Source organism: Achromobacter colocynthidis, from assembly GCF_057334535.1.
In genome coordinates this window covers 753,141-777,275 of sequence record NZ_JBHFIZ010000037.1, presented here as the reverse complement: position 1 = coordinate 777,275, position 24,135 = coordinate 753,141, and the positions used below count along the sequence as shown (strand labels likewise).

Here is a 24,135-nt window from a genome sequence, read left to right as displayed (position 1 = left end):
GCGCTGCGCCGGGCAGCACCGCCAGGCGCCGCGCGCGGGGGGCGCCGATCAGGCGGTCGCCGTGCTGCGGCCGCCACAGGCTGCCAGGGCGGATGCGGTGGGCGGTGGACATGACCACGCGCGAATCGGCATTGAGCACCAGCGCCGGCTTGCCGATGTGGTGCAAGGCGGGCAGCAGCATGCGGTCCAGCGTCGAGACCAGCACGTCGACGGCGGCAACGCCCGCGCAGGCGTCCTGCACCAACACCGGATGCGCGGCGGTGATGGTGTAGGCGCCGTTGCAGATGTAATCCACATAGGGGCCTTCCACCACCGGGCGCAGGCAACGCGCGGGCTGGTCAAACCAGGCGAACGCGCGGAAGTCCAGACGCCGCCGTGTTTCCTGGTTGCGATCCAACTGCGCCTGCTGCATCGAGGGGCCTTCCTGTTGCCACCATTCCAGCGTCCAGTAGCCGTCTTCGGGCCCGACCGGCGCCGCGTAGCTGGCAAAGCCCGCGCCGTTGCACCAGGGGTTGAGTTGCAGCGCAACCTGGATATGGGTTTGCAGCGCGCGGCGCTGTTCGCCCGACAGTCGAAGGCCGCTGCCCGGCGCCGGGGTCTGCCCCGACAGGATCTGGGCCGCCGCTTCAGCCAGCGCGCCGGCGGTGTTCTGCGCGTCGTTCACGACGCATTCCAGAATGCCGTTGGCGCGGTCGATATGAGCGTCTTCGTTCATCTGCCGTCTCCTCTGCCCAGGCTGGCCGCCAGCGTCAGCGGCCCTAGGTCTGTTGTGGCGGGGGCGCCGTGGCGTCCAACCGCAGTTTGTGTTCAAGCAGGTGGTCGGTTTGTATGCCGATCATGTCCTGGGCACAGGCGCTGCTGGCCGCCTCGTCGCCGGCAAGCAGCGCGGCCTGCAAGCGGCGGTAGGCGCCCACGATGCCGGTATGCAGCGCCGCGTGCGGGTAAATGGAGGCGACCAGTGGCGCCCATTCCGCCTGTATCGCCAGTTCCTGGTTGGCCAGCCGCGCGGACTGCGCGTGGGTGGCCAGCATCAGCAGGCAGCGCATGTCGGCCTGTGCGCGCGCCTGCGGGTCGGCCGCCGCCTGGAACTGATCGATCTCGCGCGCCAGCCGCTGATGTTCATTGGCGGTGGAGCGTTGCGCGGCCAGCTTCGCGCTGTGGCCAACCACCGCGCAATGCAGTTCGCCCAGGTCGGCCAGGTCGCCCGGCGTGGCCAGCCGCAGCGGATGGCGGTCGTGCATCATCTGCGCCGGCACCGGGCAGACGAAGCTGCCGCCATTGCGTCCGCGCCGGGTATCGATCAACTGCCGGGCGCGCAAGGTGTTCAGGGCCTCGCGCATGGTCACGGGCGACACGCCCATCAGGCGTGAAAGCTCGTTCTCGTTGGGCAGTTGTTCGTCGGCATGCAGCAGGCCGGCCACGATCGCGTTGCTTAAGCGTTCGACCACCTGCTCCGAGCGCGTGCCTTGGCCGATGGGGGCGTAGACGATGGCGTGGGCGGTCATGGCGGGACTCCGGGGCGGGAATGGGAAACGTGCATCATGCCATGGCGGCGCTAGAAGATGCCGTGGCGATGCCGCGCCTGGCTGTCCTCGGGCACCGGCGTGATGGCGTCCCACAGTTCGGCAACCTTGCCGTCCTGCACGCGCCACAGTTCGAAGTAGGCATGGCGCTCGCCGGCGATGCTGCCTTCCGAATGCGTCAGCACGAAGTCGCCTTCGGCCACGCTGCGATGCACGCGGCTGTATTGCAGCCCCTGGCCCGCTTCGCGCAACTGGTTCAGGAAGTCGACCACGGCCACCGTGCCGTCGGCGATGTCGGGGCTGTGCTGGTGAAAGCCTGCGCCGTTGCAGTAATCATTGAAGGCGGAATAGTCGCCTTCGATCAGGGCGCGGGTGAAGAAGGCCAGCACCAGCGCGCGGTTGGCCTCGACGTCCTGGCCCGCCTGGGGCTGCGTGGGGCCATCCAGTTGGGTGCGGCCGCTGGCGTTGGGCGGCGCTTCGGGCACCAGGCCGTCCCAGTGTTCAACAATGCGGTTGTCGGCCACGCGGTAGATGTCGAAGCCCACCAGCGCTTGCTCGCCCAGGCCGGTGTAGCGGCCATGGATGGCGACCAGGTCGCCGTCCACCAGTACGCGGTACACCTCGTGATGCAAGTCGGTATGTTCCTGCACCAGCATGAACAGGCCGTCCGCGCCGTCTTTCACCAGCGGGGAATGCTCAATGAAGCGTGGCGAGAAATAGCGCTCCAGCGCGCCGGTGTCGCGCAGCGTGAACAGTTCATGGTGCGCGCGGGCGACAAGGTCACGCAGGACGTTGGCCTTGGGCGGGGTGGTGTGTGAAGTCGTGGTCATGGCTATCCCCCCCGGTTAATCGTGCGAGCTCATCACGTGCTTGACGCGCGTGTACTCTTCGAAGCCGTAGGCGGACAGGTCCTTGCCGTAGCCCGAACGCTTGAATCCGCCATGCGGCGCTTCAGCGGTCAGCGGGATGTGCGTGTTGATCCACACGGTGCCGAAATCCAGATCGCGCGACAGGCGTTGGGCGCGGCCATGGTCGCGCGTCCAGACGCTGGCGGCCAGGCCGTATTCCACGTCGTTGGCCTTGGTGATGGCGTCGGCTTCATCGGCGAATTTCTGCACCGTGATGACGGGGCCGAAGACTTCGGTCTGGATGGCTTCGTCGTGCTGTTGCAGGCCGGTGATGACGGTGGGCTCGAAGTAATAACCGGCGCGCGCGGCGTGGCGGCCACCGGTTTCAACTCGGGCGTGGGCGGGCAGGCGCTTGATGAAGCCTTGTATGCGCTCGAGTTGCGCGGCGTTGTTCAGCGGGCCGTACAGCGCGTCTTGGTCGTCGGGTTCGCCGAAGCGCGTGTCGCGGGCGGCGGCCACCAGCTTTTCAACGAAAGCGTCGTGGACGGATTCCGCGACGATGACGCGCGTGGCGGCGGTGCAGTCCTGGCCGGCGTTGAAGAAGCCCGTCATGGCGATGTGTTGCGCGGCGCGGTCCAGGTCGGTGTCTTCAAACACGACGACCGGCGCCTTGCCACCCAGTTCAAGGTGGGCGCGCGTGAGGTTGGCGGCGGCGGAAGCGGCCACTTGCAGGCCGGCGCGCACCGAACCGGTAATGGATACCAGCGCGGGCGTCTTGTGCGACACCACCTTGGCGCCCGTGGCGGCGTTGCCCAGCACCACGTTGAAGGCGCCGGCGGGGAAGAACGGCGCGGCGATTTCGGCCAGCAGCAAGGTGCTTTCAGGCGTGCTGTCGCTGGGCTTGAGCACCACGGTGTTGCCCGCGGCAAGCGCCGGGGCGATCTTCCACACGGCCATCATCAGCGGGTAGTTCCAGGGGGTGACCTGGCCCACCACGCCCAGCGGTTCACGGCGAATGCTGGACGTCAGGCCTTCCATGTATTCGCCGGTGGCCTTGCCTTCCAGGAAGCGGGCGGCGCCGGCAAAGAAACGGATCTGGTCCACGCACACCGCCACTTCTTCCGAGGCGATCAAATGCTTGAGCTGGCCGGTGTTGCGGCTTTGGGCGTCTACCAGGCGCTCGCTGTTGGCGGCGACGGCGTCGGCCAGTTTCAACAAGGCTTGCTGGCGGGCCGACGGGGTGCTGCGGCCCCAGGTCTTGAAGGCGTGGCTGGCGGCGGCATAGGCGGCGTCCACGTCGGCGTCATTGGCGTTGGGAGAGCGGGCGATCGGCTGGCCGGTAACGGGGCTGATCAGATCAAAATACTCAGAGCCCTTGGACTCCGCGTATTGGCCGTTGATGAAATGCTTGAGGGTGGGCATCGCCATGGTTTGTCTCCGAGGGGGGATGGGTGCTTGTTCTAATAGTTATATTCTCTGATGTTATAGGTATTAATTCTGCTGGGGTAAACCCTGGAGCTATCAGAACCGCCAGGGACGCCTTAGTCAGCCGCATCAACGCAAACGCCCCGGCGCAAGGCCCGGGCGTGGTCATTCATTGGAGGGTTTGGGACAGGGACCTTCAAACGGCCGGAACCCTTACTCCGCTTTCAACCCCGCCTTGAGGATCAGCGGTTCCCACTTCAGCCGTTCGCTGCGCGCGAAGGCTTCCAGCTCGGCCGGCGTGCCGCCGCCGGGTTCGTGGCCCAACTCCAGCAAGCGCTGCCGCACCTCGGGTTGCTTCAGAATCTTGACCAGCGCGGCGTTCAGCTTCTGCACCACGGCGGGCGGCGTGCCCTTGGGCGCATACATTCCGTTCCAAGCGATCACCTGGAAGTCCGGCAGGCCTTGCGCCGACACGGGCGGCACGCCGGGCAACAAGGCCGACTCCTTCAAGGACGTGACGGCCAGCGCGCGCAGCTTGCCGCCGGTAATGAACGAGCGCGCGGCGCTGACGGTGTCGATGCCGATCTGCACCTGGCCGCCCATCAGGTCGGTGGTGGCCGTGGCCGAGCCCTTGTAGGGAATGCCGCGAATGCTGGTCACGCCTTGCTGCTTGAGCAGTTCGAACACCAGGCGCGCCGTGGTGCTGGGCATGCCGACGGTGACGCTGTCGGGCTTGGCTATCTTCGGGTCTTTCAGGTCTGCCAGGCTCTTGTAGGGAGATGCCGGCGTGGTAATCAGCACCATCGGAAACGAACTGACCAACATGATCGGTTCAAAATCCTTGGCGGGATCAAAGTTGGTGGAAGCGTAGATGTACTGGTTCAGCACATGGGTGCCGTTGGTGCCCATCAGCACGGTGTAGCCGTCGGGCGCGGCGCGGGCCGCTTCGGATGCGCCGATGTTGCCCCCCGCGCCAGGGCGATTTTCAACAATGAAGGGTTGGCCGACCTCGCGCGCCAGGTAGTCGCTGAGATAGCGCGCGGCCACGTCGGTGCCTTGGCCCGCCTGATACGGCACGATGATCCGCACGGGCTTGGAAGGATAGTTGTCCGCCGCCGCCACGGGCTGCGTGCACAGCAGGGACGCCGCCAGCGCGGCGATCAAACGTAGTGATTTCATGGTGGTCTCCTGGGTTTTCTTATGGGCTTGCGTTCTTGCTGCTACGGCTTGGGCGGAGGCCTGCGCGGCGGCAGAACGCCTTGCTCCCGCAAGCTTGCGATGCGGGTGTCGTCGAGGCCGGCCTCCCGGAGGACCTCGTCCGTGTGCTGCGCAAAAGCGGGCGGCAGGCGGCCCATGCGCGGGGGCGCTTCGGCCAGGCGCGTGGCGGGTCCGATGCCGTGGTAGCCGTCGCGATCAACACGCATGCCGCGATGCGCCGTATGCGCCTGCTCGAAGGCCTCGGGCACGCTATTGACCGGGCCCACCGGCACACCCAGCCGCATCAGGTCATGGCAGACCGCCTCGCGCGCGCGATCGCGCAGCGCCCCTTCGATGGCCGCGCGCAGGGCGTCGCGGTGTTGCAGGCGTTGGCGGTTGGAGGTGAAGCGCTCGTCTTCCAGCAAGGGCGCCAAACCCATGTAGCCGCAAAATTTTTGGAACTGGCGGTCGTTCACCACGCCCAGGAAGATGTCGCCATCGCGGCAGGCAAAGCGGTCGTACGGCGCGATGTTGGGATGCGCGCTACCCATCAGCCCGGGCGTGCGTTGCGTGTGCATCCAGTTGGCGGCGTGCGGCACCAGCAGGCTCAACGCGGTGTCGAACAAGGTCACGTCCACGCGCTGGCCCTGGCCCGTGCGGGCGCGGTGGTATAGCGCCAGCAGAATGCCCGACTGCGCGGTGTATCCCGTCAGGTGGTCGACGATGGGAATGCCAATGCGGGTGGGCCCGCTGGCCGCGTCGCCGTTGACGCTCATCAGCCCGCACATGGCTTGCAGAATGGCGTCGTAGCCGGGCATGCCGCCCAGCGGCCCGTCTTCGCCGAAGCCCGAGATGGCGCAGTAGATCAGTTGGGGAAAGCGCGGCTTCAAGTCGGCTTCGTAATCCAGGCCCCACTTGGCCATCGTGCCGGGAATGAAGTTCTCGACCAGCACGTCGGCCTGTTCCAGCAGGCGCAGCAACACCTCGCGGCCCCCAGGCAAGGACAGGTCCAGCCCGATGGCGCGCTTGCCCCGGTTCACCGCCGTGAAGTAGGCGGCGTCGCCGTCCGCATTGACGGGCGGGCCCAAGGCGCGCGTTTCGTCGCCGGCGGGCGGCTCGACCTTGATGACGCTGGCGCCCTGATCCGACAGCATCTGGGTGCATAGCGGCCCGGCCAGCACCCGGGACAGATCAATCACCCGTATGCCGTCAAGCGCACCAGCGGCGCGGGCAGGCGGGGCGTGTGCAGCGTGCTCCGATGAACCAGACATCATTGACCTCGTTTTGGTCATGTCCAACGCGCGGGCGGCGAGCCGCCCGCGCGCGATCATGGCAAGCAGCGGCGGCCGGTCAGCCGTCGGGAATCAGGCTACGCGGGCGCTCGATGCGTGTGATGCATTCGATGCAGGCGATGCGCCCACGCAACCCGCGCGTCATCCGCGGGTGGGCAATTCAACCACGCCCGTGCCCAGTACGGACAGCTCGTCGTCCTGGTTGCGCGCTTCCTGTTCGATTTCAACCAGGTGCCGGCCGTCTTCCACGTACTTGCGTGTGACGCGGCCCTTGAAGAACAGCATGTCGCCTTCCGGGTTGTGGCGGCGGATCTTGCACATGGACTTGCGCAGGAAGCCGGCGTCGCCCATCCAGTTGGTAAGGTGGTGCGTCAGCCACGAATTGCGCTCGGGACCGTAGTCATAGGCGCCCGGCGCGCCCACTTCCAACGCGAACTCCTCTTCCCAGTGCACGCGCTCGGGCACATCGGGAATGCCGAATCGGTTGGTGATGCCCACGCCCGGGTGCGCGTCGATCAGTTGCCAGGCCAGCTTGTTGGCGCGGATGTACAGGCCGCCCCAGCCCTGCGCGTAGGCAATGAAGCCCGTCACCGTCATCGGCCCCTTGAACATCACGGGCAGTTCCTCGCCTTCCTTCACGTCTTCCCAGTAGCGGGGCGTGGCGCCGCGCACTTCTTCCTGGGCATAGAGCTTGTAGGCTTCCTTGATTTCCTCGGGGCTGTAGCGGCGCGGTTCGCGGGCGCGCACTTCCTTGTACTTGCTGCCTTGTTCGCGGGCGTGGTCGCGTTCGGTGCGAAAGCACCAGCTATCGGCCTCGGCCACCTTGTCGCCGTCCTGGTTGAAGAAGTCCACGTGGTAGATCTGCTGGATCGCGCGGCCCGCGAAGCGGGTCTGGTGTTCGATCAGGTCTTTCAGGTGCGCTTCGGTGGAGATCACATCGTTGCGCTTGACGGTCTTGTGCCAGGTCCAGTCGGCGCCCGACCACATGGCGTGCACGCCGGGCAGGCCGCCCACGTAGCCCGACACGATGCGGCTCGTGGAGAACAGAAAGCTGGGCAGGGCGATGATGCCGCCATGCTGGGTCTTGGCGGCGTACTCGGGGTCAGACCACAGGGGGTTGTCGTCGCCGATGCCGTGGGCGTAGTGGCGGATGTTGTCGCGCGTGGCTTCGTAGCACCACGGTTCGGCGGTAGCGCCGATTTTCACGCCGATGCGCGCGCGCAGTTCGTCCAGACCGCGTTCGGTGATGGTCGGGAAACTACGTTCAGTTTTGGTCTTGGTCAACATGATGTCTCCTGGGGATGGGTCAGACGTGCGCGGCGGGCGCGGCTTTCGGGGTGTCAGTGGTTGATGCGGCAGCATTGGCAAGCTCTTGCTCGCGTAGTTTTCGGCGATGGATCTTGCCGGCCGGCGTCTTGGGCAGTTCAGGCACGAACACCACCTGACGCGGGTACTCGTGCTGGGCCAGTTGGCTGCGCACGGTGTTCTGAATTTCTTCCACGAAGGCGTCGTCGCCCGGGCGGGCCGACACCACGAAGGCCTTCACGACCTGGCCGCGCAAGGCGTCGGGCACGCCGATGGCGGCGGCTTCGGTTACGTCGCGATGCTTCAGGATGGCGTCTTCGATTTCGACGGCGCTCATCGTCCAGCCGGCCGAGATGATGACGTCGTCGGCGCGGCCGCCATGCCAGAAGTAGCCGTCTTCGTCGACGCGCCCCAGGTCCTTGGTGGCGACCCAGGCGTCGCGACGCCACAGTTTCAGTTCGCCTGTCACGCCGGGCGGGCAGGGCGCGCCGCTGGCGTCCTGCACTTCCACGCGCAAGCCCGGCACGGGTTTGCCCAGCGAGCCCGGCTTGACCATGAAGTCGGACGCGCCGGGATAGTTCACCAGGCACACGCCGATTTCGGTGGTGCCGTACATGCTGCATACGGGGCGGCCAAAGGTGGCTTCGACAAAGGCAGACGTTTCGCTGTCGATGGGCTCGCCGGTGAAGGACAGCTTGTCGAGCTGATAGCGATACCGGCCGGCCGCGCCGGAGTTGCGCATCATCCGGTAATGCGTGGCCGCGGCCGAGATGTTGTTGAAGCCGTGCTCTTGCAATGCTTGCAGCAGGCGTTCGGCGTTGAACTTGCCGGCGTAGGCGCCGATGGTCACGCCCAGCGCCAAGGGGGCAAGCGTGCCGTGCCACAAGCCATGGCCCCAGGCCGGCGACGATGGGCACATGTAGCGGTCGCCCGGCCGCACGCCGGTGCCGTAAAGCGCCGCCAGCATCAGCGTGACCAGCGCGCGGTGCGTGTGCTTCACGGCGTCCGGCAGTTCGCGGGTGGTGCCGGACGTGTATTGGTAGATGGCCAGGTCGTCTGCCAGGGTGTTGCAGGCGTAGTGCGCGGGATAGGGGGCCAGCGCTGCGATGAAGCCGTCATCCGCGATGACGACGCGCATGTCGTCGGCGGCCGCCACCATGGGCGCCTTTTCCGCGTTCGTGACCAGCATGCGGGGCTTGCAGTCCTGCACGCGCAACCGGATGCCATCAGGGCCGAACAGGGTGAACAGGGGCACGGCGATCGCGCCCATTTTCATGGCCCCGAACATCGCCACGTAGAACGCCAGCGAGGGCTCCAGCATCACCGCCACGCGGTCGCCAGGGCGTATGCCCTGATCCACCAGATAGTGCGCGAAGCGCGAGGATGCCTCTGCAATCTGCTGGAAGCTGAAGGTTTCATCACCCCCCGCCGCCCGCACCAGGATGATCGCGGGCTGGTCCTTGCCCGCGTGCCGGTCGATGCATTCGTGCGCGATGTTCATGCGTTCACGATTGCCGTCGAACAGCTCCCAAAGTTTGTCTTGGGAGCAGAGCGCCTGGGCGTCTGCGTAGGAAGTGGTCTGCGTCAACGTCGTCATGTCGTCGTACCTGTGTGGGTCGGCAAGCGGTTGAACAGACTATGCGCGTCGGCTTTCAAATTGTCAATGACGTCTATTGATTGTATATATACAATTTAACGTCGGGTTCGGGGCCACCGTCCAAGCGCGCCCAAGGTATGCTTGCCGCAATAAAAATCGGAGAGCCAGATGAGTGAAGCCAGTTCCCAGGAAACCGCTGCCGGCACGGGCCCGCGCGTGCGCGCCGGGCCGGCGGTGACGCGGTCGATCGCCATCCTGCGATTGCTGGGCCGTGGTGGCGAAGCCATGACCTTGAAGACGATCTCGCAAGAGCTCGGCATGGTGACCAGCACCTGCCTGCACATTCTTCGCGTGCTGGTGGAAGAGGGCTTGGTGAAAGTCGATGCCGGCACCAAGCGCTACAGCCTGGGCGTGGGCATGTTGACGCTGGCGCGCAGCGTGATCGAAAGCAGCCCGTTTCCTGCGTTGGTGCAGCCCGTGCTGGACAAGCTTTCCAGTGCCGCGAACGTCACCGCGATCGGTGTGGAAGTGACGGGCAGCGAGCACATGGTGGTGCTGGCGCTGTCGCGTTCCACCGCGCCGTTCCGCTTGCATGTGGACGTGGGCAGCCGCTTTCCCGCGCTGATCAGCGCGACGGGCCGCTTGGTTGCCGCGTTTTCCGAGCTATCGGACAAAGAACTGGAACGCCGCTTCAAGGCCTTGCGCTGGGATCAGGCGCCCGACTACGCCGCCTGGAAAGCCGACGTGGACGCCGTGCGCCGCGACGGCTACAGCCTGGACCGCAACCACTACATCAACGGCGTCGTCGTGATTGCGGTGCCGGTGCTGAACAGCCACAAGCGGATGACGCATTCCTTGGTGGCCGCGGGGCTGGCCGAGCAATTGGACGACGCCCGCGCGCATGCGCTGGCCAAGGACCTGCAAGCCGAAGCGCACACGCTATCGCAACTGTTGTCCACCCGGAGCTGAACCCATGCCGCCACCCGTCACCGCCGAATCGCTTGCCGCCGAGGGTTGGCATTGCAAGACGCCGCCTGGATTTGCCGGGTTGATCGGGCCGTTGTGGGTGCGCAAGGAAGCGCAAGCCTGGGCGTACGGATTATTGGCGACTGCCGATCACCTGAACCCCGCCGGCGTGGTGCACGGCGGCCTCCTGACCGCACTGCTGGACCACGGCCTGAGCGCCATCGCCTGGCAAGCCTTGGACCGCCGCCCGTGCGTCACCGTGCAACTGGACACGCATTTCCTGGCGCCGGCCCGCGCGGGCCAGTTCCTGGAAGTGCGCGGGCAGTTGCTGCGCGCCACGTCCAGCCTGGTGTTCATGCGCGGGGAATTGAGCGTCGCGGGGAACGTGGTCGCGACGGGGGCGGCGGTGTTGAAGGTGCTGGCCGCAGCGTCAGATCATTGACTTTCCGCTCTGCTTCGCCGCGCTGATATCCCTCCACAGCGTCACGCACAAGATCGCCAGAATGGCCGCGGATATCGCCGGCCAGATCAGAAAATAAGCGGTCAACCACATATCAATCTCCTTGTTGTTGAAGCAGGTGCATCATTGCGCGGCGTCGGGGGCGAGCGTTGAGGACGGCGTTTTCAACCTGACCTCCTGCTCGTGATGAAACGACGTCACGCGGTCTGCCAGCAGCGTGAAATCAAAGCGTTCGCGGTTGCGCAGGCTGAGCGCCACGCACACGATGGCGCTGGCGCCATAGGCCGTCAGGGATGCCAACAGCACGATGTAGTCGCGCAAGTTGCCGATGAAGGCGGGCAGCATGACGACGACACCAATCGTGCCCACGGCAATCGCGGCCGTGCGGCCAAAAAAGCCGAACGTCATCAGGCCCAACACCACCCCGCCGCCCACGGCCGCGCAGATTTCAAAGAACACCGCGATTACGCCCGTCATGGGCAGCAGCTCAAAGCGCGCGATCGTGAACAGCGCCACGGCGGACAGCACCGAGCAGACGAATGCGCGGTTGTTGACGCGGTCCCAGTAGAAGCTGGCAATGACAGGAAAGACGATGGCGCCCCACAACGCGCCCACGAACACCAGCATGACCAGGATGTCCAGGCGCAGGCTTGCGAAGATCACGCCAATCATCGTGGCAATGATCATGGTGGCGCGGCCCCACCACAGCATGCGGCGCGGGGGGGGGCGGCCGCGCGCCAGGTTCTTGGCGTAGACGTCGGTCATGACGATTGCCGACAGCGCAGCCAGATCGGAATCGGCGGTGGACGACAGCGAGCCCACCACCAGCAGGAAGAACAGCGCGATGCCAAACGGAGGCAGGTAGGTCGACGCCATCTGCGGAATGATGTTGTTCATGTCGCCGTTGGCGGGTTCAAGCCCCACAAACAACGCCAACAGGCCCAGCATGCCCAGCCCGATCACCACTGCGCCATACCCGATGGTGGCCGTCAGAAACGTGGGCTTGATCAAGTCTTCCCGTACGGCGAATAGCCGTTGCGCGATGGTCTGGTTGCCGATGGCATAGGCCAGCACCGCCACAAAGTAGGGCGCGCCTTGTTCCAGGATGGCTTTCGTCGAATAGAAGTCGGCCTGATCGCTGCTCAAGCGCCACATGTTGGCTTGCAGCAAGTCTGGCCCGCCGGCGTTGAAGAAGATCAGCGGGATGATGATGACGGCGGCGATGATCATCGCCGCCAGTTGCGCGAAGTCGGTCATGATTGATGTGCGAAAGCCTGACCACAGTGTGTAGGACAGCACGCCCAGCCCGGCGATCAGCACGCCCTGGATGAACGTAAGCGGGCTGAGTATCGACACCAGCGCGCCTGCCGCCGTGAAGTTCACCATCAGGCTGATGCAACTGCCCACAATGTTCGACACCGCCATGATCATCTGGCTGGACGTGCCGTGGCGCGCATGGATCACTTCGGCCAGTGTGTGCGCCTTGGGCGCCAGTTGTCTGAAGCGTTTGCCGAAGGGGTAGATGAACAGAATCATCAAGGCGCCCCAGAAGCCGTAATGGAGCGGGCCCGACAAGCCGTACTTGAATCCGGACGTGGCGCTGGCGTAGAAGGACGCCGCCCAAATCCAGGTGGCGATCATGCTGGCGGCCGACAGGCCGAAACCGACCGCGTTGTTGGACACCATGAAGCCATCCACGTTCTCGTTTTTTTCGCCGATGAACAGCGACATGAGGAACGTGGCGCCGTAGAAGCCGGCCAGCAACAAAATGGCCGTGGTGGCCGATAACTGGAAGAAAACACTCTCTTGCATCTTGTAGGTCCTTGCTCGTGGACGGCCAGGCACCAAACACCATTGATCACGAGCGCAGGGGTTGTACGTTTCGCGCGCGCGATCACGTGCCTGCCCGCCCGGGCAGGGGATGGCAGCCCGGGTTGGACAAGACACAAGACACACCGTGATGGTGTCTTGCTGCGGCATTGGGCCGGCGCATCATGGAAACGAAGACGTCGTTCGAGCGCGTAGTCAGAACGCGAAATTCGACGCCATAGCTCGAAGCCCTAGATGCAGGCGCAGCTCAATGCGGTGAGCAATGGTCCTGCTGGGTAAGCAGGTTTTTGTTCCGCAGCCGCCGGTATAAGCCTGGCGGCTGGGTGGTGGTGTTTCGGCGCTGGCGCCGGGCCGCTGTGCGCGGCCGTGTGACGGGTGCCCTGGGATGACGATGCATCGTCAGAGTCCGGTGATGAGTAACAACAGCCCAGGAGTATAGGGATAGACGAGGGCGGCGTCTACCCTTTAGGCCTAAAAAACCCGGTAAAAATAGGGGTTGCGAGTGTTTGCTCACACCCGATACGCGTCATCGTCATGCCCATAGGCGCGTTTGGTGTTCTCGTCGTTCACCCAGGCAAAGACAATCACTTTGCTGGCAGCGTGGTAACGGAAAAACAAGCGGTATTGTTGAAAAAACTTGGCGCGGAACCAGTGCTTATGGTCCGCGCCCAGTGTGCCGCCTTGCCGGTATTCTGGCCGGCCGGGATCTTCGGGGATGATCTCGAATGCCAGCTTCGTGATGGCCGCGAGACGCTTGGCGGCATTGCGTTTTGTATAACCGTCAGGATCTTTGGCGCGCTGCGCGGCCACTTGGCTGGCTAGCTGTTCCAGTTGTTGGCGAAACAGAGGGTGCAGGTAAATCGTCCAGCCATGGATGCTGACCGCGCCTGCTTTGGCGCTCATTCGTCTGCCTCGGACAGCGGTGCATTCAAATCCAGCTCACCCACCTTCGAAGCCAGGTCGCGCAAGGAATCCGCCAAGCTGGCGGGAAGGGCTTGCAGGCGATCAGGGTGCGCAGTGATGTCTTGCGCAAGAAAGGTCAGGAAGGCAGAGATGGCCGGATCGTCGTCGTTCGACGTGGCGGCACGCGTCAAAAGGACTTCTCCGCCTGGCCGGATGCTGTAGTGAAGCTTGTCGCGTTTGCTGAGCCCGAGCGCTTTGCGCACGGTATCGGGAATGGTGGTTTGGTAGCGGTCAGTCAGGGTCGATTCAATTTCCAGGGTCGCAGGCATGGCGGTCTCCTAAGCGGAATGTTGGAATGGTAATGCAATTGCATTACCGAATCAACGCCGCTCGGAGCCCGTTACCACCAGCCCGCGCTCAGAACCCTTGCCGCGGCACGTGTACCCGCCCTTCCATCAACACCCGCGCGCTGCGGCTCATGATGGCTTTCGTGACCTTCCATTCGCCGTCCACCAACTGCGCTTGCGCGCCCACGCGCAGCGTGCCGGAGGGGTGGCCGAAGTTGACGTTGTCGCGTTCGGTGCCGCCGGCGGCCAGGTTGACCAGCGTGCCGGGCACTGCCGCGGCGGTGGCGATGGCCACCGATGCCGTGCCCATCATCGCGTGGTGCAGCTTGCCCATGGACAGCGCGCGCACCAGCACGTCGATCTTGTCGGCCTCGATCTGCTTGCCGCTGGATGAGACGTACGCCTTGGGCGGCGCAACGAACGCGACCTTCGGCGTGTGCTGGCGGCTGGCGGCTTCTTCCAGTTTTTCGATCAGGCCCATGCGCAGCGCGCCGTGCGCGCGAATGGTTTCAAAGCGCGCCAAGGCGGCGGCGTCGCCATTGATGTCGTCCTGCAATTCCGTGCCGGTATAGCCCAGCGCGGCCGCGTCCAGGAAGATGGTCGGGATGCCGGAATTGATCATCGTGGCCTTGAACGTACCTACGCCCGGCACCTCCAGGTCGTCAACCAGGTTGCCGGTGGGGAACATCGAGCCGCCGTCGCCGTCTTCAGCCGGGTCCATGAATTCCAGTTGCAGTTCGGCGGCGGGGAACGTCACGCCGTCCAGCTCGAAATCGCCGGTTTCCTGCACCGCGCCGTCGGTCATGGGCACGTGCGCAATGATGGTCTTCTTGATGTTGGCCTGCCAGATGCGCACCACGGCCACGCCGTTGTCGGGCACGCGCGCCGGGTCCACCAGGCCGTTGGTGATGGCAAACGGGCCGACGGCGGCGGACAGGTTGCCGCAGTTGCCGCTCCAGTCCACGAACGGCTGGTCGATGGAGACCTGGCCGAACAGATAGTCCACGTCGTGATTCGGCTGTGTGCTCTTGCCCACGATCACGCTCTTGCTGGTGCTGGACGTGGCCGCGCCCATGCCGTCGATCTGTTTGCCGTAAGGGTCGGGGCTGCCGATCACGCGCAGCAGCAGCGCGTCGCGCGCGGGACCAGGCACGCGCGCGGATTCGGGCAGGTCGTCAAGCTTGAAGAACACGCCTTTGCTGGTGCCGCCGCGCATGTAGGTGGCGGCAATCTTGGTCTGGGGAGCATGGGCCATGGGTTGTCCTGATGTCTTGAATGTTGAAGGCGGCGGGCGCGTAGGCACCCGCCTGTCCAAATGAAAATCAGCCGGCCTTCTTGGTGGCGCCCGCCACGGATTCGGCTTCCAGGAAGTCTTGCGCAAAGCGTTGCAGCACGCCGCCGGCGTCGTAGATGGAGACTTCTTCCGCCGTATCCAGGCGGCAGGTCACAGGCACCTGCACGGTCTCGCCGTTACGGCGGTGGATCACCAGCGTCAGGTCGGCGCGCGGCTTGCGTTCACCGATCACGTCATAGCTTTCGGTGCCGTCCAATGCCAGCGTCTTGCGGTTCACGCCCGGCTTGAATTCCAGCGGCAGGACGCCCATGCCGATCAGGTTGGTGCGGTGGATGCGTTCAAACCCTTCGGCCACAATGGCTTCCACGCCCGCCAGCCGCACGCCCTTGGCCGCCCAGTCACGCGACGAGCCCTGGCCGTAGTCCGCGCCCGCCACGATGATCAGCGGCTGCTTGCGTTCCATATACGTTTCGATGGCTTCCCACATGCGCATCACCTGGCCTTCCGGTTCTACGCGCGCCAACGAGCCCTGCGTCACCGTGCCGTCGTCGTTCGTCACCATCTCGTTGAAGAGCTTGGGGTTGGCGAAGGTGGCGCGTTGCGCGGTCAGGTGGTCGCCGCGATGGGTGGCGTACGAGTTGAAGTCTTCTTCGGGCAAACCCATCTTGTGCAGGTATTCGCCCGCCGCGCTGTCCATCAGGATGGCGTTGGACGGCGACAGGTGGTCGGTGGTGATGTTGTCGCCCAGCACCGCCAGCGGCAGCATGCCGCGCAGCGTGCGTTCACCCGCCAGCGCGCCTTCCCAGTACGGCGGACGGCGAATGTAGGTGCTTTGCGCACGCCAGTCGTACAGCGGGCTGACGCCTGCCTTGCGGTCTTCCTGAATGCCGAACATCGGCGCATAGACCTTGCGGAATTGCTCGGGCTTGACCGCCGACTTCACCATGGCGTCGACCTCTTCGTCGCTGGGCCAGATGTCTTTCAGGCGGATTTCCTTGCCGCTGGCATCCACGCCCAGCACGTCGCGTTCAATGTCGAAACGGATGGTGCCGGCAATCGCATAGGCCACCACCAACGGGGGCGAGGCCAGGAACGCCTGCTTGGCGTACGGGTGGATGCGTCCGTCGAAGTTGCGGTTGCCGGACAGCACGGCGGTGGAATAAAGATCGCGGTCGATGATCTCTTGCTGGATGACCGGGTCCAGCGCGCCCGACATGCCGTTGCACGTGGTACAGGCAAACGCCACCACGCCAAACCCCAGCGCTTCCAGATCGGGCAGCAGCCCGGCTTCTTCCAGGTACAACTGCACGGCCTTGGAGCCGGGCGCCAGCGAGCTCTTCACCCAGGGCTTGCGGGCAAGGCCCGCGCGGCGCGCGTTGCGTGCCAGCAGGCCGGCGGCGATCACGTTGCGCGGGTTGCTGGTGTTGGTGCAGCTGGTGATGGCGGCAATGATCACCGCGCCGTCAGGCATCAAGCCCGGCTCGTTTTCCACCGTGCCGGAGATCCCGCGTTCGGCCAGGTCGGACACCGGAAGGCGACGATGCGGGTTCGACGGGCCTGCCAGCGTGCGCACCACGGTCGACAGGTCAAAGCGCAGCACGCGCTCGTATTCGGCGGTCGTCAGGCTGTCGGACCACAGGCCCGCCGTCTTGGCATAGGTCTCCACCAGCGCAATCTGTTCGTCTTCGCGGCCGGTCAGGCGCAGGTAGTCGATGGTCTGCTGGTCAATCGAGAACATCGCGGCCGTCGCGCCGTATTCCGGCGCCATGTTCGAGATGGTGGCGCGGTCGCCCAAGGTCAGGCTGGCGGCGCCTTCGCCGTAGAACTCCAGATACGCACCCACCACCTTTTCTTTGCGCAGGAATTCGGTCAGCGTCAGCACCACGTCGGTGGCGGTGATGCCCGGCTGCGCACGGCCGGTGAGTTCAACCCCGATGATGTCCGGCAGGCGCATCCACGACGCGCGGCCCAGCATCACGTTTTCAGCTTCCAGGCCGCCCACGCCAATGGCGATGACGCCCAGCGCATCCACGTGCGGTGTGTGGCTGTCGGTGCCGACCAGCGTATCGGGAAACGCCACGCCGTCTTGCGTGTAGATCACGGGCGACATCCGCTCCAGGTTGATCTGGTGCATGATGCCGTTGCCCGGCGGTACGACTTCGATGTTGCGAAAGGCCTGCTTGGTCCAGTCGATGAAATGGAAGCGGTCTTCGTTGCGGCGGTCTTCCACCGCGCGGTTGCGGGCGAAGGCGTCGGGGTCTGTGCCATCGAATTCAACCGCCAGCGAGTGGTCGACAATCAACTGCACCGGCACCACCGGGTTCACCTTGGCCGGGTCGCCGCCTTTCTCGGCGATGGCGTCGCGCAAGCCCGCCAGGTCCACCAACGCGGTCTGGCCCAGAATGTCATGACAGACCACGCGCGCCGGAAACCACGGAAAGTCCAGGTCGCGGCGACGTTCGATCAACTGCTTCAACGCATCGGTCAACATCGCCGGATCGCAGCGGCGCACCAGGTTTTCAGCCAGCACGCGCGACGTGTAGGGCAGGCCGGCGTAGGCGCCGGGCGCGATGGCTTCGACGGCGGCGCGCGCATCGAAATAATCCAGGCGGGTGCCGGGCAGGGTCTTGCGGTACGAATGGTTCATCATGCCTCCGTGCGCTGCAACGTGCTTTGCGCGATCTGTTGTTCGATGTTGATGCGGGACGCGCGGATATGGCGGCGCATCAGGATTTCAGCCAGCTCGCCATCGCCGTCGGCAATGGCGTCAAGAATGCGGTGGTGTTCGGCGTAGGCTTGCCGGGGGCGGTTGGGCGTGGTCGAGTACTGGATGCGGTACATCCGCGCCAATTGATAGAGCTCGTCGCACAGCATGCGAAACAGCATCTGGTTGCCGCTGCCCTTGACGATGCGGTAGTGGAAATCGTAATCGCCTTCCTGCTGGTAGTAACCCACGCCGGCTTGAAAGGCGGCATCGCGTTCATGCGCGTGCAAGACCTCGCGCAGTTCGGCGATTTCAGACGGTGGCATGCGCTCGGCGGCCAGCCTGCACGCGGTGCCTTCCAGCGACTCGCGGATTTCATACAGCTCGGACAATTCCTGCGGCGACAAGGACACCACCCGCGCGCCCGCATGCGGCACGCGCACCAGCAGCCTCTGGCCTTCCAGGCGATGCAGCGCTTCACGCAGCGGACCCCGGCGGCCGCCGTGAATACGCGCAAGCTCGGGCTCGGAAATCTTGCTGCCGGGGGCGATCTCGCCCTTGACGATGGCCGCCTGGATCTTCTTGAAAATGTGATCCGACAAGGTCTCGCCATCGCCGGGCGCAGCGCCCGGCAGGGTCAGCACTTTGCTCATGGTGTCAACAATCTGTCCGATTTGTGGAGGTGATGTCGGGTTAAAGCGCTATGGAAACGCTAGATTGTCAACAATTTACCTTGTGGATCGACAGGGTGCAAGCGGCCGGGCGGCCGCTTGCGACAGAGGCGTCAACGCCGGTTAGCGCTTGTGGTGCACCTGCTGCATGCCGTACACCTGCACCGGCAGCCCCACGTGGCGCGCCTTCAGTTGCAGCGACAGATACTGCGAGTAGTGCCGCGACTGGTGCAGGTTGCCACCATGGAACCACAGCCCTTCCTGCTGGGTCGGCTTCCACATGTTGCGCTGTTCGCCTTCCCAGGGGCCGGGGTCCTTGGTGGTGTCCGACCCCAGGCCCCAGCACTTGCCGACCTTGTCGGCCACCTCCGGGCTGATCAGGTCGGCGGCCCAGCCGTTCATCGAGCCGTAGCCGGTGGCGTACACGACCAGGTCCGCCGGCAAGGTCACGCCGTTCTTCAAGACGACGGCGTCGCGCGCCAGGTGACTGACATCGGTGTTGGATTGCAACTTGACGCTGCCGTCGATGATCAGGTCGCAGGCGCCCACGTCGATGTAATAGCCCGACCCGCGCCGCAGGTATTTCATGAACAGGCCCGAGCCATCGTCGCCCCAGTCCAGCATGAAGCCGGCCTTCTCCAGCTTGCCGTAGAACTCGGCGTCGCGTTCGCGCATCTGGTTATAAAGCGGGATCTGAAACTGCGCCATGATCTTGTAGGGCAGCGACGCAAACGTCAGGTCGGCCTTGCGCGTGGTCATGCCGTTGGCCAGCGCCTGCTCGGAATACAGGCCGCCCAGGCCGATGTCCATCAAGGTGTCCGACCGCACGATGTGCGTGGACGAACGCTGCACCATCGTTACGTTGGCGCCGCCTTCCCACAAGGCCGCGCAGATGTCGTGGGCCGAGTTGTTGGCGCCGATCACCACCACGTTCTTGCCGCGATAGGCGTCCGGACCGGGATGCTGCGAGGAATGCTGCTGTTCGCCCTGGAATTCGTCCTGGCCGGGAAAGCGCGGCACGTTCGGCTTGCCCGACATGCCGGTGGCCAGCACCAACTGCTTGGGCCGCAGTACCACGGGCTGGCCTTCCCGAAGCACGGTGACTTCCCATTCTTTCTTTGCTTCGTCGTAACGCGCCGATTCGCACACGCTGGACGTCCAGTAGTTAAGCTCCATCACCTTTGTGTACATCTCCAGCCAGTCGCCGACCTTGTCCTTGGGCGCGAACACGGGCCAGTTCTCGGGAAAGGGGATGTAGGGCAGGTGGTCGTACCAGACCGGGTCGTGCAGGCACAAGGACTTGTAGCGCTTTCTCCAGCTATCGCCCGCGCGCTCGTTCTTTTCAATGATGATGGTCGGCACGTTCAATTGGCGCAGCCGCGCGCCCAGCGCGATGCCGCCTTGCCCGCCGCCAATGATCAGCACGTAAGGCTGCGTCGTGTAGCCCAGTTCGGCGGCTTCCTGCTCACGCTTTTCCAGCCACGTCTGACGCTCGCGGCGGCTGCCGTGCTCGGCGCCCATGGGGCGGCGCGTGCCGCTGGGCTCTTCATGCCCCTTGAGTTCGGACATGGTGGTCAGCAGCGTCCAGATCTTGCCGTCCTTCACGCGGATGTGGCCGTAGCCACGCGCCAGGTTGGTGTCGATGTTCAGCCAGCCTTGCAACAGGCCGCCGTCGTCGGTCGACGCTTCACGTTCGTCGCGCGTGAAGCGCACCGGCTCCACCTGCGACAGTTGTTGCGTCAGCATGTCGCGGATCTGCGCATGGCCTTCGAAGGTGCGCAGGTTCCAACTGAACAGCACCAGGTCGCGCCAATAGCATTCGTCGTGAAACAGGCCGGTGATGGCGGCCATGTCCTTGTTTCCCAGCGCGGTGTTCAGACGGGCGAGCACCGCGTCCAAAGCGGCGTCGGCGGGGGCGGTCTGCATAACTTGTCTCCTTGCCCAGGGCGGGCGTGGTTGGGGTGGCGGACGCGTGCGCCCGCGAGCGGCCCCGGCCTGTGCCGGCCGGTGGCTGCCCAACCCCTTCCATGCAAATGCTGTGCCAGCTCGCCGACAACGCCGCGCGCCCGTGGCACGGGGGAACGGGCGGATACGCTGCCGACCCACCGTGGCGCGGCGCCACACCTGTGGCGCGGGGGTGTGGCGCCGGGGGGGGGCTGGGGCGCGGGCAGGGGGCAAGTCGGGCGAGGCGCGGCAAGTTGCGGCCAGGAGCGCTAACTGGCGGCGGCGCGGCAAGTTACGGCCTGATCGCGGAAAGTCGCGCCAGGAATCCGCAGCGTGGGAAACCCTAGCGTCGCCCGCGCGGACCCAGCCCGTAGCGCCGCATCTGGCGGTGCACGGTGGAACGGTCCAGGCCCAGCCGCCGCGCGGCTTCCGACACATTGCCCGCGCAACTGTCCAGCGTGGATCGCAACGCGGCTTCCTCGGCCGACACCGCGACGCCGCCCGGGGCCAGCGCCTCGGGCAGGTCGGCCGGTTCGATGATGCCGTGTTCGCACAGCGCGGCGGCCACGGCGATCACGTTGGCCAGTTCGCGGATATTGCCGGGCCAGGCATGCGCCTTCAATGCCAGCAAGGCGGCGGGCGACAGCACGGGCGCGCCCGATTCATCCTGATGGCGCGCCAGCATGCGCGCGATCAACCAGTCCAGATCCTGGCGCTCGCGCAGCGCGGGCACGGTCAGCGTAGCGGCATTGATGCGGTAGTACAGGTCTTCACGAAAGCGCCCCTCGCGCACCAGAGCGCCCAGGTCGCGGTGCGAGGCCGACACCAGCGCCAGCCGCAGCGCACGCGGCGCATTGGCGCCGATGGGTGTGACTTCGGATTCCGCCAGTACGCGCAGCAGCCGGCTTTGCAGCGCCAGCGGCATATCGCCGATCTCGTCCAGAAACAGCGTGCCGCCGTCGGCCTCTTCGATCAGGCCCTTGCGGCCCTTCGGCGCAGCGCCGGTGTAGGCGCCCGGCAGATAGCCGAACAGCTCGCTTTCAATCAATGATTCCGGAATGGCGGCGCAGTTCACCGCCACGAAACGGCCCGGCCGCCGGCTGTCTTCGTGAATGGCGCGCGCCAGGTATTCCTTGCCCACCCCGGTTTCGCCTTGCAGCAGGATAGGCAGGCCTTGCCGGGCAAGCTTGGCGGCGCGCGCCTGCAAGGCCGCCATCCTGGCATCCCCGCCGTCCAGCCCACGCAGCGCCGACGGCGTGCCGCGCACGGCGACGGTGGCGCCGCGTGCACTGCGGTTCGGTTCAATGGCGTGCGCAAACAACGCGTTGCCATCCCGCGCGACGATCAGACGATCTTGCGGCGCATGGCCACGCGTGTATTGGGGCAGGTCGTCCAACTGCACGTCGAAGAAGCGCGTGACCGGTTGGCCGATCAGGCCCGCCGGTTGGCGCCAGTCCAGCCCCGCGGCGCGCGCCAGCAGCTTGGCGCCTGAATGCGTCATGCCCAGGATGCGGCCCGCGCCGTCCAGCGAGATCGCCGCTTCCGGGTCCACGTCCAAAAACTCCGGCGACCGCGCAAAGCGCAGCACCCATTCGTTGCGCGTTCGCGCCATCAGGTTGGCCAGTTCGATGCGGCGCGTCGTGCTGTTGACCAGGTGCAGCGCCAGGTTTTGGCTGGTCTTCAGGCTGGGCGAACTCAGCAAGGAAATATCCAGCACGGCGGCCAGTTCCCCGTCGGCGTTGTAGATCGGCGCGGCCGTGCAGGACAGCGGGGTATGGGTGTTGTCGAAGTGGTCGGTCTGGTGAATGGTCAGCGCCTCGCCCGTCTCCAGGCAAGCGCCCACGGCGCAGGTGCCGGCGCGCGGCTCGGACCATTCCGATCCCAGGTACAGGCCCGCCTTGCGCAGCTTGGACGTCTGCGCGGGGTCCCCCAGGAATTCCACGGTGACGCCTTGGCGGTCGGCCAGCAGCAGCACGTAGTTTTGCCCGGCCACCTGCCGGAAAAGATGGTCCAGCCCGCTGCGCGCAATGCGGATCAGCGCTTCGGATTGCTGGCGGTGTTCTCGCAACCTGCCATCCGGCACGATATACGCTTCGCAAGCCTGCGCGGGGTCCAGCCGGTATTGATCCAGGCAGCGCAGCCAACTGCGCACCACGTGCGCGTCGCGCTGAGTGGGGCGGCCCCGGCCCACCTGTTCGATCTCGCGGATGTGAGCGGTATGCAGGGATTCCTGACTAGGCATGTCGTCTCCATGTTGCGCCCGATCTATGCCGGATCAACACGGCAGCATGCACAGAGACGAATCGGCTTGTAAATGGTGGTTATCCAGTGGTGGTGGGGGGCATCGATTTCAGCGGAGCGGGGGGGCGGGTGACGCTGGATCCAAGGAGGGTCATCACTGAATTTTGAGACTTTTGATTACTTGATACTGCCAGCGGGCACTTGAAAATAGCTCGTCCGAGCGGGCATCTACCAAGGAGCAGAGCGAATAATGAACTGCCCAAATTCTGCCAAACGCCACGCCATCCCAGCAATCGTATTTCTCTTCAACGGATTCTAGTTCAGTAAAGTCAGGTGATTCCTTGAGATAGTCGACCTGAAGTCGTGTAATTATTGTGGTGTCTCGATTGTTATTTTTCGGGAGTGGGTATCGTCGCCTTTTTATTATGGTCTGCTTTGTGTCACGGGCGCTGTCGTAATAATTCTCCCTTAAGGACTTTAATCGGCCATTTACGTATTTAAGTAGCACGAAGTCCGGAGGAGGGGTTTCGGTTGTCTTGAACGATCTAAGGCTTCCATAGAAGGCGGGGCTATTCACCATATCTTCATAAAAAACTCTGCATTTATCGGCTTGGATAACTAGCGGTCGACTCGATTGCATTGAGTATCCGCAAGCTGAGGACAGGTCAAACAGAGCTCTGGAATTAGAGGAATTCGAATTTGAAGAAAATGCGATGATACCTATGTGCATCAAGACGGCCATTAATTTAATCATGGTCAAATGCTCCCCTCTGGAAGGTTGATAGGAACTTCGTCCGATATGGCCTGATATGCATGGGAAAATATTTGCTTCTATTCTGTAAATGTAATGCTGCTCTGTTTACTTGTAAGGTGACGTTCAATACATCGGCGGCGAGATGTGGGCCATCGGTCAAGTCTTGGAAACTCTTTATGTATGCCCAATCAGGGGCGGCCGAGTTTGTTTCGTCTGATACGTCAGGATCGAGAAACTCGACGCTGCGAAGGACTTTTAAGATGTGAGGTAGTTGGTTGGTTTTGGGCTCATTCAGCCGCATGACGATCATGAATCCACATACATGCTTTTTTTCGCCAAATAAGCAGTAGGTCATTGCGCGATCACGCAAGCGTGGTAGCCCGTCATCGGCATCCTGGGTTTTATAGAATCCACTGGCATTGGCCGACGAGAAATTATGAATAGACGTTACGGCCCTCAACCCTCTTATCTCATCCTCGTCCGATGTGGGGTAAAGAGGTTCCCAATCTTCGTTGCCGATATTTAATATCGCGCCATATTTCTTGGCGACTGAGTTATTTCCTGAAATTGGATTGTTGCCGCAAGTAAACGGAACGCCAAACTTATGTAATGAGGTGTCGACGGGCGCTTTCTCAGAAGCGTATCGAGCTAGGCCTGGACCTCTCCTACTCAGTTCGCCGTCGAAATAGTCCACTATGCGGATAACACAGTTATCCCCCATGTCGACGCGAAGTTGCTTGGGTGCCGCCGTTGGCTCGCCGGCGAGGCAAGAGATCCCTGATACTTGCAAAAGTACGTAAACCAGTACGGTGAAGAACTTGATTTTCATAGGGG

At 64.2% G+C, this 24,135-nt stretch carries 19 protein-coding genes and 1 pseudogene; 2 read left to right on the top strand and 18 right to left on the bottom strand.

The genetic code is table 11. The features are described 5' to 3' along the window. The 8 genes from ACE04A_RS23205 to ACE04A_RS23170 all read right to left on the bottom strand — a co-directional run. Positions 1-715 (bottom strand): cache domain-containing protein (locus ACE04A_RS23205; RefSeq protein ID WP_485820558.1); only part of this gene is annotated, 715 nt, incomplete at its 3' end. 43 nt (positions 716-758) lie between these two features. Further along, on the bottom strand, positions 759-1,505 hold the full coding sequence (locus tag ACE04A_RS23200; protein ID WP_259250532.1) for a FadR/GntR family transcriptional regulator: 747 nt from the start codon (positions 1,503-1,505) through the stop codon (positions 759-761). 50 nt (positions 1,506-1,555) lie between these two features. Next, entirely contained in the window at positions 1,556-2,353 is a 798-nt protein-coding gene (locus tag ACE04A_RS23195) for a nuclear transport factor 2 family protein (RefSeq protein WP_448716603.1), read from the bottom strand. A 15-nt stretch (positions 2,354-2,368) separates the two neighbouring features. After that, a complete protein-coding gene (locus ACE04A_RS23190) occupies positions 2,369-3,799 on the bottom strand; it encodes a gamma-aminobutyraldehyde dehydrogenase (RefSeq protein WP_447991718.1) in 1,431 nt (476 codons plus the stop codon). A 210-nt stretch (positions 3,800-4,009) separates the two neighbouring features. Next, a complete protein-coding gene (locus ACE04A_RS23185) occupies positions 4,010-4,975 on the bottom strand; it encodes a Bug family tripartite tricarboxylate transporter substrate binding protein (RefSeq protein WP_448716602.1) in 966 nt (321 codons plus the stop codon). Between the two features lie 41 nt (positions 4,976-5,016). Further along, on the bottom strand, positions 5,017-6,267 hold the full coding sequence (locus tag ACE04A_RS23180; protein WP_485820557.1) for a CaiB/BaiF CoA transferase family protein: 1,251 nt from the start codon (positions 6,265-6,267) through the stop codon (positions 5,017-5,019). 159 nt (positions 6,268-6,426) lie between these two features. Further along, positions 6,427-7,572 carry an FAS1-like dehydratase domain-containing protein gene (locus ACE04A_RS23175; RefSeq protein WP_127185849.1) on the bottom strand — a complete coding sequence of 382 codons (1,146 nt, stop codon included), beginning with the start codon at positions 7,570-7,572 and terminating at the stop codon, positions 6,427-6,429. A 19-nt stretch (positions 7,573-7,591) separates the two neighbouring features. Beyond that, positions 7,592-9,187: an acetate--CoA ligase gene (locus ACE04A_RS23170; RefSeq protein WP_448716600.1), complete on the bottom strand. Its 1,596-nt coding sequence runs from the start codon at positions 9,185-9,187 to the stop codon at positions 7,592-7,594. Positions 9,188-9,355: 168 nt separating this feature from the next. On the opposite strand from ACE04A_RS23170, the gene ACE04A_RS23165 reads away from it, so the two are divergent. Both ACE04A_RS23165 and ACE04A_RS23160 read left to right on the top strand, forming a co-directional pair. Next, positions 9,356-10,156 (top strand): IclR family transcriptional regulator, encoded by an 801-nt coding sequence (locus ACE04A_RS23165; protein ID WP_485820556.1) that lies wholly within the window; start codon positions 9,356-9,358, stop codon positions 10,154-10,156. 4 nt (positions 10,157-10,160) lie between these two features. After that, a complete protein-coding gene (locus tag ACE04A_RS23160) occupies positions 10,161-10,595 on the top strand; it encodes a PaaI family thioesterase (RefSeq protein ID WP_448716599.1) in 435 nt (144 codons plus the stop codon). On the opposite strand, the gene ACE04A_RS23155 is transcribed toward ACE04A_RS23160, so the two are convergent. From ACE04A_RS23155 to ACE04A_RS23110, 10 genes and pseudogenes are all read right to left on the bottom strand, one after another. Next, positions 10,584-10,706 carry a putative transporter small subunit gene (locus ACE04A_RS23155; protein WP_230694475.1) on the bottom strand — a complete coding sequence of 41 codons (123 nt, stop codon included), beginning with the start codon at positions 10,704-10,706 and terminating at the stop codon, positions 10,584-10,586. The genes ACE04A_RS23160 and ACE04A_RS23155 overlap by 12 nt on opposite strands. Before the next feature lie 30 nt (positions 10,707-10,736). Beyond that, on the bottom strand, positions 10,737-12,425 hold the full coding sequence (locus tag ACE04A_RS23150) for a sodium:solute symporter family protein (protein ID WP_485820555.1): 1,689 nt from the start codon (positions 12,423-12,425) through the stop codon (positions 10,737-10,739). A 531-nt stretch (positions 12,426-12,956) separates the two neighbouring features. Beyond that, positions 12,957-13,346: pseudogene (locus ACE04A_RS23145) on the bottom strand (type II toxin-antitoxin system YhaV family toxin); the annotation flags it as partial. Then, positions 13,343-13,675 carry a type II toxin-antitoxin system PrlF family antitoxin gene (locus ACE04A_RS23140; protein ID WP_279997274.1) on the bottom strand — a complete coding sequence of 111 codons (333 nt, stop codon included), beginning with the start codon at positions 13,673-13,675 and terminating at the stop codon, positions 13,343-13,345. The pseudogene ACE04A_RS23145 and the gene ACE04A_RS23140, both read right to left, overlap by 4 nt. 88 nt (positions 13,676-13,763) lie before the next feature. Continuing rightward, the gene (gene prpF / locus ACE04A_RS23135) at positions 13,764-14,948 is read right to left on the bottom strand and encodes a 2-methylaconitate cis-trans isomerase PrpF (protein ID WP_448716596.1); all 1,185 of its coding nucleotides are present in this window, start codon (positions 14,946-14,948) and stop codon (positions 13,764-13,766) included. 67 nt (positions 14,949-15,015) lie between these two features. Continuing rightward, the gene (gene acnD, locus ACE04A_RS23130; protein WP_448716756.1) at positions 15,016-17,634 is read right to left on the bottom strand and encodes a Fe/S-dependent 2-methylisocitrate dehydratase AcnD; all 2,619 of its coding nucleotides are present in this window, start codon (positions 17,632-17,634) and stop codon (positions 15,016-15,018) included. Further along, complete coding sequence (locus ACE04A_RS23125; RefSeq protein ID WP_485820554.1) at positions 17,634-18,344, bottom strand: GntR family transcriptional regulator; 711 nt, start codon at positions 18,342-18,344, stop codon at positions 17,634-17,636. The genes acnD and ACE04A_RS23125 overlap by 1 nt, the downstream gene beginning before the upstream one ends. 141 nt (positions 18,345-18,485) lie before the next feature. Continuing rightward, positions 18,486-20,288 (bottom strand): NAD(P)-binding domain-containing protein, encoded by a 1,803-nt coding sequence (locus ACE04A_RS23120; RefSeq protein ID WP_448716595.1) that lies wholly within the window; start codon positions 20,286-20,288, stop codon positions 18,486-18,488. Between the two features lie 361 nt (positions 20,289-20,649). Beyond that, positions 20,650-22,548 (bottom strand): sigma-54-dependent Fis family transcriptional regulator, encoded by a 1,899-nt coding sequence (locus tag ACE04A_RS23115; RefSeq protein ID WP_448716593.1) that lies wholly within the window; start codon positions 22,546-22,548, stop codon positions 20,650-20,652. Between the two features lie 745 nt (positions 22,549-23,293). Further along, positions 23,294-24,130, bottom strand: coding sequence for a hypothetical protein (locus tag ACE04A_RS23110; RefSeq protein ID WP_448716592.1), 837 nt, complete (start codon positions 24,128-24,130; stop codon positions 23,294-23,296). Positions 24,131-24,135: the final 5 nt, after the last annotated feature.

Bases quoted from the DNA above. Each gene is read 5' to 3' on its own strand.
- ACE04A_RS23165 (WP_485820556.1), top strand. From the start codon at position 9,356: ATGAGTGAAGCCAGTTCCCAGGAAACCGCTGCCGGCACGGGCCCGCGC.
- ACE04A_RS23170 (WP_448716600.1), bottom strand. From the start codon at position 9,187: ATGACGACGTTGACGCAGACCACTTCCTACGCAGACGCCCAGGCGCTC.
- ACE04A_RS23160 (WP_448716599.1), top strand. From the start codon at position 10,161: ATGCCGCCACCCGTCACCGCCGAATCGCTTGCCGCCGAGGGTTGGCAT.
- ACE04A_RS23110 (WP_448716592.1), bottom strand. From the start codon at position 24,130: ATGAAAATCAAGTTCTTCACCGTACTGGTTTACGTACTTTTGCAAGTA.
- acnD (WP_448716756.1), bottom strand. From the start codon at position 17,634: ATGAACCATTCGTACCGCAAGACCCTGCCCGGCACCCGCCTGGATTAT.
- ACE04A_RS23150 (WP_485820555.1), bottom strand. From the start codon at position 12,425: ATGCAAGAGAGTGTTTTCTTCCAGTTATCGGCCACCACGGCCATTTTG.
- ACE04A_RS23200 (WP_259250532.1), bottom strand. From the start codon at position 1,505: ATGACCGCCCACGCCATCGTCTACGCCCCCATCGGCCAAGGCACGCGC.
- ACE04A_RS23190 (WP_447991718.1), bottom strand. From the start codon at position 3,799: ATGGCGATGCCCACCCTCAAGCATTTCATCAACGGCCAATACGCGGAG.
- prpF (WP_448716596.1), bottom strand. From the start codon at position 14,948: ATGGCCCATGCTCCCCAGACCAAGATTGCCGCCACCTACATGCGCGGC.
- ACE04A_RS23125 (WP_485820554.1), bottom strand. From the start codon at position 18,344: ATGAGCAAAGTGCTGACCCTGCCGGGCGCTGCGCCCGGCGATGGCGAG.
- ACE04A_RS23175 (WP_127185849.1), bottom strand. From the start codon at position 7,572: ATGTTGACCAAGACCAAAACTGAACGTAGTTTCCCGACCATCACCGAA.
- ACE04A_RS23185 (WP_448716602.1), bottom strand. From the start codon at position 4,975: ATGAAATCACTACGTTTGATCGCCGCGCTGGCGGCGTCCCTGCTGTGC.
- ACE04A_RS23155 (WP_230694475.1), bottom strand. From the start codon at position 10,706: ATGTGGTTGACCGCTTATTTTCTGATCTGGCCGGCGATATCCGCGGCC.
- ACE04A_RS23115 (WP_448716593.1), bottom strand. From the start codon at position 22,548: ATGCCTAGTCAGGAATCCCTGCATACCGCTCACATCCGCGAGATCGAA.
- ACE04A_RS23120 (WP_448716595.1), bottom strand. From the start codon at position 20,288: ATGCAGACCGCCCCCGCCGACGCCGCTTTGGACGCGGTGCTCGCCCGT.
- ACE04A_RS23140 (WP_279997274.1), bottom strand. From the start codon at position 13,675: ATGCCTGCGACCCTGGAAATTGAATCGACCCTGACTGACCGCTACCAA.
- ACE04A_RS23180 (WP_485820557.1), bottom strand. From the start codon at position 6,267: ATGATGTCTGGTTCATCGGAGCACGCTGCACACGCCCCGCCTGCCCGC.
- ACE04A_RS23195 (WP_448716603.1), bottom strand. From the start codon at position 2,353: ATGACCACGACTTCACACACCACCCCGCCCAAGGCCAACGTCCTGCGT.